The sequence below is a fragment of the Mycolicibacterium lutetiense genome (genome assembly GCF_017876775.1).
Lineage (GTDB): Bacteria > Actinomycetota > Actinomycetes > Mycobacteriales > Mycobacteriaceae > Mycobacterium > Mycobacterium lutetiense.
Window position 1 is genome coordinate 2,229,329 of record NZ_JAGIOP010000002.1, and the last position, 14,690, is coordinate 2,244,018.

Below are 14,690 nucleotides of genomic sequence, written 5' to 3' on the forward strand. Positions count from 1 at the left end.
TCGGTGACTGATTGAGGGCTCGCGCCCTTGTCAACTGGGTGTTCTCTACGCATCCAGAGCAAAGGCGCGAGCATGTCTGACAATAGTGGTTCCCTGCTGCTTGGACTCGACGGCATCACCGTGGAGTCCGTGCAAGTCGATGACGGCGATGTCCGCATCGTTGAGGTGGGCACAGCGCTCGAGTGGGTCGGGATCTGCCCGGACTGCCGAACCAGATCGTCGCGGTCGAGGGGTTGGGTCACGACTCGGCCCCGGGACATCAAGATCGGTGCGGACCGGCCGCTGATCATGTGGCGAAAGCGGAAATGGTTGTGCACCAACACCTCCTGCGAACGCAGGTCATTCACTGAGTCGACGCCGTCGATCCCGCCGCGGGCTCGGGTGACGGTGCGAGCCAAGGCGGAGATGGCCCTGGCGGTCCTCGACGACGACCGCTCGGTCAAGGCCGTCGCCGCCGCGTATGGCTGTAGCTGGAACACCTGCCATGACGCGGTGATCGCCACCGCGGATCCGGTCCTGGCCGGTGAACCGCCCCCGGTGCGGGTGCTGGGCATCGATGAGACCCGCCGCGGGAAGGCCAAGTGGGAGACCTGCCCGGAGACCGGGGCCCGGGCGTGGGTGGACCGCTGGGACAGCGGCCTGGTCGACATCACCGGCGCCGGCGGGTTGCTGGTCCAGGTCAACGGGCGTGCCGCGCGGCCGGTGACCGACTGGCTGACCCAGCGCGAGCAGGCGTGGAGGGACGGGATCGAGTTCGTCGCGATCGACATGTCGGGGGCCTACGCCAAGGCCGCCCGCGAGGCGTTGCCGCACGCGAAGCTGATCGTGGATCGCTTTCATCTCGTGAAGAAGGCCAACGAGATGGTCGATCGGGTTCGCCGCCGCGTCACCCAGACCTACCGCGGACGCCGCGGGCACAAGAGCGATCCGGAGTGGATCAACCGCCGCCGGCTGCTGCGCGCCGCCGAACGGCTGACCGACGATCAACGCCACACGCTGTTCGAGAAACTGACCTGCGCAGACCCCAACGGGGACATCGCGGCGGCCTGGATCGCCAAGGAACTGCTGCGAGATGTGCTGGCCTGCACCGACCGTGGCGGTCTGCGCTACGAGATCGGCGACGCGCTGTACCGGTTCTACACGTTCTGCGCGGCGTGCTCGGTACCCGAGATCGTCAAGCTCGCCGAAACCATCTCCGCGTGGCAGGAACCGATGATCCTGGCCATCACCACCGGGCTGTCCAACGCCCGCAGCGAGGGCTACAACAGAATCGTCAAACACGTCGGCCGAATCGCGTTCGGATTCAGAACACCGGACAACCAACGCCGCCGCGTACGGTGGGCCTGCACCCGCCAATCACGGCGAGCGCCATCCAGAACCAGGCTCCGCCCCTGCTAAGTCGGAAGAGCCCGTAACGAAGCTAGCCGAGTACTTCATGAACTGGACCCGCAAACATACTCAAGCCCGGACTCATGGGCCCGGGGCGCAACGCAACCCGACGTAGACGCCGATTGGTTCGCTGCTCGGGCGATCGAGCTGTTGGAGCGGCGTGGCCACGGTGCCAAACGGCTGTGCTTCGTCGTCGACGAAGCCGGCCAGTATGTGGCCCGGTCGATCCAGAGAATGCTCGATCTGCAGGGTCTGGCCGAATCGTTTCAGAAGAAGCTGGGCAAGCTATGGCTTGTTGTTACGTCGCAGGAGCGACTCAACGACGTAGTAGACAGTCTGGAAGCCCGGCAAGTCGAGCTGGCACGAGCTCAAGCCCGTTTCCCACTCCGCGTCGACCTACTACCCGAAGACATCGAGGAAGTCACGAGCAAGCGCGTTCTAGACAAGACCGAAGCTGGACGGTCAGAAGTCGAGCAGCGAGTCGAGCAGTCTTGGCATCAGTTGTCTGCTCATACTCAGTTGAATTCGCCGACTCGAGCTAAGTCCCCGTCGCGCGATGAAGTGGTGCGGCTCTACCCCATGGTTCCGTACCAAATTCAGCTGCTCATTGACGCCGTGTCCGCACGGCGAGCCCAAGGGGGGGCTTCGCCAACAATCGGCGGCGCGGCCCGAACGATCATTCGTCATGCTCAGCAGTTGGTGATCGATCCTCGGTCCGGTCTGGGCTCTGCCGACGTCGGCGGTCTTGTGACTCTCGATCGAAGTTACGACCTACTCACCGAGCTCATTCCTACGGCCTGGCGTTCAGAAATAGAGCAGGTGGCCGCCACTTACGGTCAAGACAGCTTCGACACCAAGGTGCTGAAGGTGATCGCACTGTGCTCCGAGGTTCCAGCGCTCCCGCTGCAAGCGGACAACATCGCTGTCCTATTGCATCCGAGCGTGGGCGCCGAAAGCGTCCGTGTCGCAGTGGAAGCGGCCGTTGCCAATCAGCTGGCCGACGATCGAATTCGGGAGAGCAATGACGGTTATCGACTTCAGTCGTCTGAGCAGAAGGATTGGGAGCAGACTCGCCGCGGTATCGATCTGTCACCGGGCGGAGCCACTCGGCTGCGTCGCGAGATCATCAGAGGAGCACTGAGCGGACTCAGCGTCACGGACACACGAACCTTCCGGGTCAGAGTGGACGTGGATGGGGAGACGGTGAACCCGGGTGACCTGACGCTGTCATTCGAAGACCATCCCGAACAGGACTACGACGAGGTGCGGGCGCGGTCTCGGCGAGAAGACCAGAGCACCCGGATCACGTGGGCTTATCAAGTATCCGAGACGACGTTTGAGACTCTGCTCGAAGTTCACCGGAGTCGGGAAATCATCCAGCGAAGAGATACGCCGACGAAGACACCCGCTGAATTGGAGCTCCTCGGCGAGGAAAGGGAACGCCAACGGCGCAACGAAGCAAAGGCCCTGGTGAGACTCGCCGCAGACTTAATCTCCGGGCGCATTTTCTTCCGAGGCACAGTCGAGGAACCAACCGGTGCCGACCTGAGAACGGCCGCCCAGCTCTCCGTAGCTAGCCGAGTTCCCGACATCTACCCGCAGATTCGAGAGTTCACAGCACCTGTACGCCGCGAAGACATTCTGACGGTGCTGCGCACGAGCGATCTGCGAGCACTTCCAAATTATCTCGGGCCAGACGGTATCGGACTAACGCATGAAACGCCCCAAGGGCCTCAATTCAACACTGACACAGGACCATTGGCAGAGTTGGTCCTGGAGGCGCGCAAGCGGGCAAATTACAGCCAGGATGCGAACGGCGACGCCCTCGAGCGGCACTTCAGCAGTCCGCCATGGGGGGCATCCGTTGAAGTAATCCAGGTGCTTGCCGCAGCGGCGTTGCGAACTGGTCTCCTGGAAGCAGTACATCAAGGCCAAGTGATGCGGAATCCCACCGATGGTCGTCTGGACGCCGTGCTCACAACGTTGCCGCGTTTCCGCACGGCGCTATTGCGGCCGCAGTCATCGGGATCGGGCGTCACGACCGACGATCGAGCCGAGCTGGCTCAATGGCTGGAGGACCACGGCGTCCAGGTTCCTGGCCTCGGCGCAGACGTGTTGGCTGGAATAGTTCGTGGCTATGCGACGCCGTATCAGCCGATCGCTCAGGAAGTCGATTCCCAACTGAAAGGGCTTGGTTTAGCGACACCGGCGGCAGTGAGCCGCACGCTTGACCTTCTTAAGCAGGTGGCGACGGCAGACGACGACGGAGTTGTCATCACCGCCCTCGCGAGCAGAGCAGACCTAGCGAGCGATTTGCCCGCCATCGAGCGAGCTCACTCGACGATGTCGACCCAACTAGAAGATCTTCGTGCCGCCGTCGACGAGGCCCGGCACCACGGCTCAGAGGTTTCCTCAGAGCAGGAGAACAACTACCGCGACCTTTGCGAGCTTCTGTCGGGTAGCGACCTCTTGGACCATGTCGCGCGTGTATCGAGCCTGACGGAAGCCATCCGCACCGCGCGTCAAGAGGCGAACCGACATGCTGCACATAAACTCAAGGATGAGATACGCGACTTGCGACAACGAATCGATATCGCCTACCCAGATATGGATCCAAACGTCGTCGAAGAAGCCGCTCGAGTGCTTGAACAGATGACACCTCCCGCTGAGGCAGACGATTTCCCCGCAGCCACATCGATCGCACGTATCGATAGCGCGCGGGCTCGGGCTAGTGATGCGGCCGCGCAGTTGGAGGAGTTGTGAGCACAAGGCCAGCTCGCTCGGGTTGAGATTGCGAGCTTGGTACCAGAACCGATCGTCGACGAAGACTCGCTCAATGCCGCACTGAATTTGATCCGCGAAGGCGTAGAGGGTTGGTGGGCTGAGGGCAAGAGTCAGGTGAGGTTGTTGTGACGTCGTTGACGGTTGACCAGCGTGCCCGCTTGGAGGATCTGGTGTTGGCGGCGCGGGGGTTGCTTGAGGCTGATCTGGTGTCGGTGGCTGCGGGTAGGTACGGCATCGATGCCGATGGACGTGTCGTCGATGAGGATCAGCTGCAGTTGGATCCGATCGAGTTGGCTGATCGCCGGGAGTTGTTGACGGTTCTGGAGTATCTGCGCCTGCAGGGATCCGGTGATGAACTGGCAGTAACAGCCATGATCCGCGAGGCCGTGTTCACGCACTTGAATCGGCTGTTGTCGATTCGCATCGCCGAGCAGTCCGGGTTGTTTCCCCAGTCGTTGGCCGCTGGCCGCGGGTCCCATGGTTTCACCGATCTTCTCGAACTCGCTCCCGCCCTGGTCGATGACGACACCCGCGGCTACGCAACGTATCTGGCGTTGTGCGGCGATGAGTTGGCCGGCGACGTCCCACAACTGTTCGATCCACGCAACCCGTTGTTGAAGCTGATGCCATCACCATCGGCGTTGGACGAACTAGTGGACGTGCTCGCCGACCCGGCCTTGTCGGATCTGTGGGCTGCTGATGACACGTTGGGCTGGGCCTATCAGTTCTTCAACCGCAAGGAAGAACGCGACGCGATGCGCGAAGCGTCGGCGACTCCGCGTACCTCGCGGGAACTGGCGGTCCGAAACCAGTTCTTCACCCCCGGCTACGTCGTCGATTATCTGGTCCAGAACACCCTGGGCCGCCATCTGGTCGCCCACGATCCGACCGGCCAGCTGGCATCGCAGCTTTCGTTGCTGGTCGATACACCTGAATACTGCGGCACACCTTGGGATTTGGACGCTATCCGGGTGCTCGATCCGTTCATTATGCGAAATTTTGACGTCTCAAGAGACATCAAAACGGCCTGCGCCTAGACGTGGTTTCGCGCTAATTCTGCGGAGAACGCGCAACTTGAAATCCCGGGTTCAGAAGCGAAGCGTCATATCCCCTTTGGCTTGGTCGCGTCGAGGAACGCGCCGAGAGCATCGAGATTGTGCGCCCAGAAGATCGTGAGGCCGTCCTGCTGCGCGGACTCCAAGTTGTGCACCTTGAATACCCCGGAAAGCACGGCGGCGGGCACGACGAGCTTCCTTCCGAAGTCCTCGATCCAACGAACGGCTTTCACCGCTGCATCGTTGTTGAGGCGCTTGACGCTGTTGGTGGAGGAATTGGAAACTTTGCACTCGATGGGCATAGCGCGACCGTCCCAGAGGCGCACGATCAGGTCGGCCTTGCGTTCTCCGAACAGGCTCTCGCGGCAGAATTCACCCTGCGACGGTAACTCGCTGAGGTTGGTCACCGTTCGGGTAGGAACTTGGACGAACCCCTGACTGATCAAGTATTCGGCGACGTGGTCTTCCTGCTCGTTCTTCGACTCGTTGCGCCGTGCCGTCTCCACCTTTCGGGCAGCGATGAGCGCTGCCGTGGAGATTACGGCGACTTCCCGCTCTGTCGGTGTGGGCTCGCGGTTCTCCGATACCCAAGGGAATCGGTTGCGGTCGAGACCCTGCATCACCGTTTCGATGACCCGTTGTGCCCCAGCACCATCCTCAGATGTGAGCTGTTTGGTGCTCAGTCGCGTATCCGCGATCTCCTTGAGGTCGTCCTCGCTGATGGGTGGAGCGGCGAGATACCTGATGGAGGTCAGCATGTCGGAAGATTTAGTGAGAAGGTCTACGGCTTGTTCAGTTATCTGTGACAGGTCAACTGTGCCTTCGATCAGCTCCTCAATGGTCAAGCGGAACTCCTCAAAGCGATCCAGGTACTGCTCCAACGGCTCCTGCATTCGCAGTTCCACGAATTCCCTTCGCGCAGCCTCGGCGGCAGCAGCGAACTGCTCCTTGGTCCAGCGGGGTGACGGTGCTGGGGTCACGCGGTGACACCTGCTGTGAGCATGTCGATGTTGGGCACCACGATGCGTTCCATTTCCTTCGGCTCAAACTTCGTCAATCCGCCTGCGTACGTACGTCCTTCAGTAAGCGACACAGCAGTGCGCAGGTACGCGCCAAGGTTGTCCAGCACTGTGGTGCTCAGCTCTTGCCGCGGGTACAGCCCGTGCGCAATGTTGATGTGTCGGGCGTCCGCTTCGTTACGCACGAACGCGGGTGGGCGCCGCGCCATGTAGGTCGCAAGTAGTGGTGCTGCGTTACGAAGACCAACGCTCCACCACGCTCTCCGTGTGGCGGCAATATATCCTTCGTGCACCTTGCGTCCCTTGGCAATTCGGAGGAACTGGTCGATCTGCCTGCGATCATTGCTGTCGAACTGGTCCAGGTCCACGGGCAGGTCGATGACTACCTTCAACCCGTTGGGTGACGCCAAACGGTCACCTGCGCTGAACAGTTCGTGAGCCTTCGTGATGGACGGGAACAGGACACTTTCAGGGAGCTTAATGTCGGTGTGACGCTGCACCCAAACAGCATTGGCGCCCGTCACCGCGCCGCGGTGCACTCGGCACAGCTCTCCGAGTTCGACGTACCCGGTCGGCAGTTTCGGGGTAACCCGGGTTAGCACGGACCAGCGACTCGACTCGGTTAGCCGTTGGCGGGACACCCTGCGCCCCTTGCTCAGATTGCCTAGGTCGCTCACTTTCTCGACACGACGCAACTTCATCGACGCTGGGGCATCGCCCACCTTGAAGCACGTGATCGCGCCGGTGGTCGCTGCATCGGCAAATGGCGCGGCTGAAGGGTCCAGGACGTGGATCGACTCGCCGCCCAGCCCGTCCAGCAGGAGTTGACGAACCAGGCTGCCGTAGTTGACATCCATCCATTCACTTCCTGTGATGAATGTCCCGAAGTCGCCAGGCCTGCCGAGTTGCGCGGTGGCAAGGAAAAAATGCACGTGCAGTCCCGCTAGTCCGCTCGCTTTCAGGCCACGTGCCCGAGCAGTGTCGACGAGCCACTGCTTCCATTCGGAGTTGATCTGATGGTGACGGACGTACGGTGGGTTGCCGATAAACAGGGTCGATCCATCAACTTCAGGGAGATCTAGTGCGCGGTAGTCGCCGAGGCGCACCTCAGTGCGGTTACCTAGCTCGTGCACGGCGATGTTGGCGCGGAGCATTAGTGCGGCAACAGGGTCCACCTCGGCGGCAACCACCGAGGCGCTGGGGAACTTCTTGGCTGCCGCGACTAGGTACCGTCCAGAGCCTGCGCCGGGGTCCACGACGCGGGTGGGAGTGCCCTGCGCCGATGCCCAGGCGGTCATCGCGGCGATGATCGGCGACGGGGTGTATGTCTGCCCAAGTGGACGGCGCTCGGCGGGAGATAACAGGCGGCAGTACGTGTCACCGAGTGGATCAGCCCCGCGTTTGATCGCTGCACGTGCACGCGCCACCGCGGCGGATACCAACGGGGATTCCGCTGCGGAGACAAGCGCCTTCTCGTCGGAAGACAGCTCACCCACGGTGTCCGCGCCAAGGTCCACGCAGAGACGTGCGAGGTCGCTAAGAGAGTTCACGCCGCCCATACCCGGGATCGTCTCACCTACCACCGACGAGGAGGTGACGATGCGCCTAGCCACGGATACGGAAGACGCCGGGTGAGACGCGCTCGAAGTACCGTTCATCCTGGAGTGCGGAGCGGTACGAGGATTTTGGCGCTTCACCGATCTGTGGCATGAGGGCTGCCGTGATTTCGGCGATGCTGGCGGGCTCCCCCTTCTTGCCAGCCAGGTATTCGCGCATCGCGTTCTTCACCTCGCCGTGGGGGCGACGTCTACGTTGCTCGTCAGTCATGGCTACCTCCAATCCGAGATGTCGACTCTATAACGTCGACATTAGCAAGTGACTTGCGCATCCTCGTGCAGAACTACTGAAGTCGTGACCTGAGATGTCCCCAAGCACGTGGATTACCAGCGTCTACGATTCCGTCTGGCAGCCAAGGGCGTGACGGTGCCAGTCGGCACCTCTCCATTTTTTGCACGCAACTGTGCGTGAAGTTCTGCGATGACCGTGACGGCGGCTTGGTTCTTGCGTTCGAGGTCGGTGTTGCTTTGCCGCAACGTCGCGATGGTCTGCTTGAGCTTGGTGACTGTTCCCTGCAACTCGATGATCTGGGAGTCCCGCGGTGCGACCCGGGCGCCGACAGCGGTATTCCAGTCGGCGAGGACGGCGTCGGCCCGGTTCATGGTGGCGCGGCTGACACCGGCTTCGACGTGCAGGTTGGCTTTGGTGAGCCGCCCGTCGGTCCGTCTGGATTGGCCTGTGAGGAGTCGCTGCATGGCGTCGCGCAGCTTCTTCTCCGTCGCAGGGCTGACGGCGGTCACTTGGGGTCCTGCTGGGTGATTCGTCGGACGTCGGCGAGTTGGGTTTCGAGGCGCTGGCGGTGGACGGTGGCCATCTTCTTGTCCTTGAGTTTCTCGACGAGGTCGGCCTCCTCGTGGCGCCAGACCGGGAGGTGTTTGTCGGTGATGACCGAGTTTCGGCAGGTGGCCGGTTGGCACATGCTCGGGATGGGTCCGCCAGCTTTAACTGCGGCGGACGCGCCTTCCAGGCAGAGTGCCTTGCTCGGGTCACCGAGGCAGTGGTTGAGGGTGCCCAGGCGGATGGTGGCGAATTCGTCGCGCAGCAGGTTTCGGAGCATGCGTTCGTTGCCTACCGCGGCGGTGCTGCCCGCACGGTCGGTGACGCTGTCGAGGCTGTTGACGAATGTGGTCGCGCCGGGGCCGCGCACTTCTCGGTCACCGTTGGCGTGCCGTGCCCAGTCGGCGACGAGTTCTGCGGCGGCGGCCTCCTTGGCGTGGTGTTCAAACTCTTTGGCCCACTCCGGTGTGGGTGCCCCATACCCACTGGTAGTCGCGTTGGCTAGTGCTCGTGTGGCGTTGTGCTTGAGGGTGATTCCGAGGGCGATCTCGCCGTCAGGTTCGTTGGCGGTGATGACGGCCATGGTTCGGCGAAACATATGCGGCGCCAACGCTGTTGCGAGGATCGGTTCCAGCCCGTTACGGGGTGAGTGGTCGTTGACCCAGTTGATGAACAACCGGATCTGTTCGTGCTGGTCGAACCCGGCGAGGTCACGGTTGACGCCAGTGCGGACGCTGCCGAACAGTCTGCCTGGGTCACGGGTAATGCGTTCTGCGACTTCGAGGGCGCGAACGACCGGCGGGCTTACCCACCAGCGCTGTGGTGTACCCGCACCCGTCTGGCCTTTATGGACAGTGCTGGTGATCGCGGGGGCGCCATAGTGCGTGCCGATCGCTCCGGCGGCGATTCCCTGGACTTCGCTGTCCCGCATCATCGTCATGATTGCGACGAAAATATAAGCAGCGTTGCGGATTTGGGTGAGCTCTTTGCTTACGATGACGCGGTCGAATCCGCTGATCCATGGCCCACGTGTCCCGTCGGGTCGATCAACGACGGTGGGTGGAACGGAGGAGTAGCCGAACTTGGTGGGCACGCCGCCGGCGATCGCGTCGCGGACTCGTTGCCGTCGGGCTGGTCCGCTGCCGTTGTAGAAGTTGACTGCCCGGATCCGCGGCGTGGTACATAGTGCCAGGCCGTCCCAGTTGATCTCGCCGGCTTTTCCGCGTCCAAGCGTGTAGATGTGCAATGGAATGAAGGCATCGGGCGAGGTCAGCCAGGAGTTGATCGCTTTGTCGATGGTTTGTGCTGCTGGCCATTTTGCGGGATGCGGACTGGCATCCAGGGTTTCGATGTCTTCGCGGGCCGCAAGGACATCGGGGGCGAATACATCGATGTAGGTCCAGCAGGCGCGGATCAGCGGCCAGAATGCGTCCGGGGGGATAACCGGGGTCTTGATCTCGCCCGAGCTCCCGGTCTTGGACGCCCCCACCGTCACCCGCAACCCACCGTTGTGCATCAGGGGTCCGAATTCCACCAGGTGACGCAGCAGATCCTTGGCGGAATGCTCGGCGGTGGGCGCGCGGGTGGCGCGGACCGATGCGAGATAGGCCTCGCTGTCGTCGTCGATCCATTGCGACAGATCAGCGGTGCGATCATGGTCCTCAGCCCATCTCGCGAGGTATCGGAGCTCGGCGAGCGTGTGCTGGATCGACTTGATCTTGTAGGGCCGGTTGGACCGGTAGACGTGCGCTTCCCGAAGGATGCTGTGGGTCGGCTGCAGCATGGCCATTGCCAACGTCTTGGCGATCGGCACCCATGCCTCGGGGAGACCATCGAACCGCAGATGCGCACGAGACGGACTCAAGTTGGGGGCGATTCCGCCGGCGGTCAGATCCCAGCGGGGCATGTCACCGAATCGCGGTTCAGGGCCGGGTGCAATGCGGCGGGAAGCCGGTAGGACCGGTTCGTCGGCGGCGAAGGGTGGATCCCACGCCGCCGAGATCGGTGATGTGAGTTGGCGGGTCACTGTTCTGCCCTCTGTCCGAGCGGTCGATGAAGGTGAGCGGTTTGTTGGCGCGCTGCTTCGATGTGGTCACTGGTGAATTCATTGAGCACGGCGTCGATGTTGACTCGTTGCTGGCCGTAGATTTCACTGAACTGTATTGGTGGCATGGTCTTTTCGATGTCATCTAGCAGGTCGCGGTATATGACGAGGCGTGGTAAGTGGTCGCGGAAGATGACCGCGTTGCGACACTGCAGACACAGCGACGGCGATGCGTGGCACAACGAACCTGTCTGTCCCACGGGCGGTTCGTAGGGGTCTCGGCACGCTGAAAGTGTCAGCTGCTGCTCGGTCGGTGATTCTTCTGCGACTGACGCGACGAGGGCAGCTACATCGGAGTCAATTGGGCTGGCGGCGACGTCGGCGGCCGTCGCATCGATAAACGTCGGTCCATTTGATGCACGGTCGAGGACTTTGCGTTGGGCGCGCAGGACCGTCTGCGCGGCGATGGTGTGAACCGTGGTGGTCTGGGCGTAATGTCCCCTGAAGACTTCGACGGAGTGGTCGTCGCCGGCTGCGCCGTTGAGAGTACCGAGCAACGCGGCTCGCGCGCTTTTCACCGTCTTGCGGATCCTACGCATGTCGTGTGGTTCGCTGATTGACAGTCCATAGCGCCCGATCAGCTTGTTGAGCGAGTTGGGGCCGCCGAAATGCCTTGCACGGATGAAATATTGAGGATACTCGTCGGCGCGCCGGTTCCGGGCTGAGCGAATCCCTGTCACCCAGAACAGGGGCTCGTCGGGCGTGAGTGCGTGCGCATGCTGCATCGCGTGTGCGGCGCGTCGAATGAGGTCGCCGGCCTTCCATCCCCACGGCGGCTGTTGCGTCGAGGGCAGGGTGTGCCAACGGATTCGTTGCGCCCGCAGCTTGGTCGCTCGCACCCTGACAGACGAGTCTCCGAACTCGATGTCGCTGCGAAGGAGTCGGCGGCTCTCTTCGGGTGCCCACCCCGTTTGCAGGTGGAGTAGCACTCTGATGGCGAGAAGGTATTCGTCCTCTGGCGTGAGGTAGGCGCCCACGGCCGTCACCAGCGGGCGGGCCTTCAAACGGGCATCCCGGTTGACGCCTGACTCTTGGTCGACGTCACATCCATTCAGCGCTCGACGCGGCCCGGCAAGATGGACATGGAACGAGTCGTCGTAGGGAAGGTTCCGCAGAGCCCACAGAACATTCTCGACCCGATTCCATCCGTCCGGGCGAGGATCCGTACCGGCCGCCAGGAGGGCGTTGCCGTGGGCGAGCCGTTCTTCGGTATCGCGCACGATCGTTCGACATGTCTGCTCGAGCTGGAGGCGTTCGTTGTTGTTGAACTCGTCGAGCGGCAATCCCTCCCACACGCTGCCGTCCAAGACCCATCCGCTGGCCCAGTCCGCAAGCACTCCATCAAATATCTCGTGCGATTGGAGATATCGAGCGACGTGATTGCGCAGCTCCATACCGAGGTCTTTCGCGTGCACGCTGGGCGGCGGAAAGCGCACGATCATCGCCGATTCCCAGTCGTGTAGCCGACGTGCAACATCCGCCCCATCGCCGGACAACGTGAGAAATCGGTCGGCGCGATCGGTTAAGAACTCGCCGACCCGTCTGATGACCCCGCCTTGCCGGGAGATCGTTCCGGGGGTGAGATCTAGTGTCTCAGCGCTCTCCTTCCACGCATCGGCGAGCTCGGCGACCAGTCGCGTGGCCACATAGTCACTCGGACTGATGCGGGCGGACTTCATCGGACCACCAGGCGGGAAGATAACGACTCGCGGTTCACGGTCATCGGGTGTCACGACGATTGCGCCTCCAGCTCGTCCAGAACGTACGTGGAGTAGTCGCGGGTGTCGTCGTTCCAGGATTCAAAAGCTCGCTGGATCAACTCATCTGACTCGTCGACATAGCGGAGGTAGACCATCGTCGTGGACGGGCTGGCGTGCCCGAGCAGGCGTTGCAGTGTCAGCAGCGGATTGTGGACGACATGTTCGCTGATGGTGCCGAATCCTGTTCTCGGCCGGGACTGCTCGAACTGCGCCGCTCTCCGTTGAAGGCTTCGCAGCATGACGACGGCGAATGTGTGTCTCAGGTCATGGGGTGTGACGGCCGGGGGCATGGTGGGCGTGGCGCTGCCGAAGGCGGCGAGGCGGTTGTTGGCGTCCTGGAAGGACTGATGCCAGCGTCGCTGTGACGGCGGGCGGCCGCCCTTGCCCACAAAGAGCGACATGGGCTCGATGGAGCCAGCCTCGTCGATTCTGACCAAGAGACGGCGCACGTCGGGAGGGATCGCAGCGAACTCATCGCGCTTATCGATCCCTTTGTACCGGTAGGTGAGCTTGCCTGCCGCCGGGTCAACATGTGTGACGACTGCCAGTGTCGGCAGCTTCCGCCGCAGAGCATTCTGAGCCTTGCGGACAAGGGATTTGCGTTCTGTGCCGCGGTAGAGTTCAACGGCCTTGACGGTCGAGGCCGGGATATAGACCCGCCGGCGACGCTCATTCTTCGCGCATGCTTCCAGCACCAGCGACGCGCCACCGTCGGATGAAGGCACCTCGACGTCCAGCAGCGTGGACCACTCGGTGAGACGCATACCGCTGGTCAGGGCCAGGTCGACCGCACACACGTTGCGGACGGTCGATTGGCCACGATAGGACCGGTCCAGCTCCCCAGAAGGCAGCTCTCCGCCAAAACCGATGTTACGCAGGGTAAGCCATTGCGCATGTGAGAGTGCTCGGACATCCATCTCCGTGTGTGGTGTCCTGGGAGTGACAACTGACCTGCTCCCGACTTGAATCCAGGGCATGCTGTCGCGCTGTCCAGTCTCGTACAGGTAGGCGAACAGGGCTCGAATGACGACCAGGTGTCGTGACCAGGACCGCGCTGACACACCTTCGCTGCGACGGTGCTTTCGGAAGGCGACGAGGTCGTGCTCGCAGACATTCAGCACCCCAATCCCTCTCGTGTCCAAGAACTTTCCGAACTCCAACGCGTCGCGGGCGTAGGCGTAAACCGAGTTCGGTCGCAGGTTCTGGCTGTATAGCCGCAGGAACGTGCACCATGGCTCCAGCGGCCGCATCTCGTCGTCCACGATGATCGGCGTACCGTCCTGGACGATTGGAGGATCGCCTGAGGCGAGGCCTTCGCAGTCGCCTTCGGATACGAGGTCCCAATCCGCGTAGTAGAGCTCCACTGGCGTTACCTTCTCCAGCCCGCGAGATGGGCTCGCCGTTCGGCAATGTCGTCGAACCCGACCTGCTCGTGTCCCTCTCGGTACAGCGAGGCCTCGGCGTGCAGCCACTTCCAGCGGCGCGAGTCGATCAGCTGGCCGAACTGGTACATGCGAAACTCGATGACGTCCGCGGGTGCACCAAACTGCCGGGACCACATGTGCATGTCGTTGCAGAAGCGCTCGTATGTCGCCGCCTTGTCTTCCGAGTAGTCGCGGCCGGTGAGCGTGAAGGCCGCGGCGCTGACGCGCGAATCCAGGATTACTGAACTTGGATCCGGCGAATCTCGGTCAGCAGTGAAGTAGAGGAATTTCGAGAAGAAGGCCGGCCCCAGTCGTGGAACTTTGCGGCGGATCGCCATGTAAGCGGAACGGATTTCGCCGCGATGGCTGGCGTAAGCAGCTCTGCGCAGAATGTCGTTGAGCCGGATCCGCTGGTCGCAACCGGCTGCGCTCGCCACGATCGTGGGTGCGTTTCGATAGTCACCCATCACGCCCCAGGCGAGAACGTGCCACAGGAAAGACACCCAATCCGCATCCGCGTTCTCCCGGCACTGTGCGGCGATTGCGAACAGCGCATCGCGATTGAGTTCGACCGGGTCAATCGCGATTCCGTGATCAGCCCACCAGGCACTCACTTTGACCGGGTCATCGATCTGACCCACTCGGCCGAGCACGTGCGACGTCAGCAAGTCACCGACGGCACCGTCCGACTCCTGCCACATACAAGAATCCGCCCTTCGGGGTTCATGTCCCAGCCTCCGGATCCGCCGCCCGTTGGCGCG

At 62.3% G+C, this 14,690-nt stretch carries 9 protein-coding genes and 2 pseudogenes; 3 read left to right on the forward strand and 8 right to left on the reverse strand.

What is annotated here, in order from left to right; translation table 11 throughout:
• The first annotated feature begins 11 nt into the window (after positions 1-11).
• The 3 genes and pseudogenes from JOF57_RS20050 to JOF57_RS20060 all read left to right on the forward strand — a co-directional run bounded on the left by JOF57_RS20050 (position 12) and on the right by JOF57_RS20060 (position 5,210).
• Positions 12-1,398: pseudogene (locus tag JOF57_RS20050) on the forward strand (ISL3 family transposase).
• A gap of 33 nt (positions 1,399-1,431) precedes the next feature.
• Positions 1,432-4,152, forward strand: a pseudogene (brxC, locus tag JOF57_RS20055) (BREX system P-loop protein BrxC); the annotation flags it as partial.
• Between the two features lie 146 nt (positions 4,153-4,298).
• On the forward strand, positions 4,299-5,210 hold the full coding sequence (locus JOF57_RS20060) for a BREX-1 system adenine-specific DNA-methyltransferase PglX (RefSeq protein ID WP_209919307.1): 912 nt from the start codon (positions 4,299-4,301) through the stop codon (positions 5,208-5,210).
• A gap of 65 nt (positions 5,211-5,275) precedes the next feature.
• Here the strand turns inward: JOF57_RS20060 and JOF57_RS20065 are convergent, their stop codons facing one another.
• The 8 genes from JOF57_RS20065 to JOF57_RS20100 form a co-directional block, all read right to left on the reverse strand.
• A complete protein-coding gene (locus JOF57_RS20065; protein WP_209912449.1) occupies positions 5,276-6,208 on the reverse strand; it encodes a XamI family restriction endonuclease in 933 nt (310 codons plus the stop codon).
• Positions 6,205-7,860 (reverse strand): Eco57I restriction-modification methylase domain-containing protein, encoded by a 1,656-nt coding sequence (locus JOF57_RS20070; protein ID WP_307869928.1) that lies wholly within the window; start codon positions 7,858-7,860, stop codon positions 6,205-6,207. Before JOF57_RS20070 ends, JOF57_RS20065 begins: the two co-directional genes overlap by 4 nt.
• On the reverse strand, positions 7,853-8,074 hold the full coding sequence (locus JOF57_RS20075) for a hypothetical protein (RefSeq protein ID WP_209912447.1): 222 nt from the start codon (positions 8,072-8,074) through the stop codon (positions 7,853-7,855). The genes JOF57_RS20070 and JOF57_RS20075 overlap by 8 nt, the downstream gene beginning before the upstream one ends.
• Positions 8,075-8,187: 113 nt before the next feature.
• Complete coding sequence (locus JOF57_RS20080; RefSeq protein WP_209912445.1) at positions 8,188-8,604, reverse strand: hypothetical protein; 417 nt, start codon at positions 8,602-8,604, stop codon at positions 8,188-8,190.
• The gene (locus tag JOF57_RS20085; protein ID WP_209912443.1) at positions 8,601-10,667 is read right to left on the reverse strand and encodes a hypothetical protein; all 2,067 of its coding nucleotides are present in this window, start codon (positions 10,665-10,667) and stop codon (positions 8,601-8,603) included. The genes JOF57_RS20080 and JOF57_RS20085 overlap by 4 nt, the downstream gene beginning before the upstream one ends.
• On the reverse strand, positions 10,664-12,424 hold the full coding sequence (locus JOF57_RS20090) for a hypothetical protein (protein ID WP_209912441.1): 1,761 nt from the start codon (positions 12,422-12,424) through the stop codon (positions 10,664-10,666). Before JOF57_RS20090 ends, JOF57_RS20085 begins: the two co-directional genes overlap by 4 nt.
• Before the next feature lie 50 nt (positions 12,425-12,474).
• Complete coding sequence (locus JOF57_RS20095) at positions 12,475-13,869, reverse strand: tyrosine-type recombinase/integrase (RefSeq protein WP_307869986.1); 1,395 nt, start codon at positions 13,867-13,869, stop codon at positions 12,475-12,477.
• A 5-nt stretch (positions 13,870-13,874) separates the two neighbouring features.
• Positions 13,875-14,630 carry an 8-oxoguanine DNA glycosylase OGG fold protein gene (locus tag JOF57_RS20100; RefSeq protein ID WP_209915959.1) on the reverse strand — a complete coding sequence of 252 codons (756 nt, stop codon included), beginning with the start codon at positions 14,628-14,630 and terminating at the stop codon, positions 13,875-13,877.
• Between the last annotated feature and the right edge of the window lie 60 nt (positions 14,631-14,690).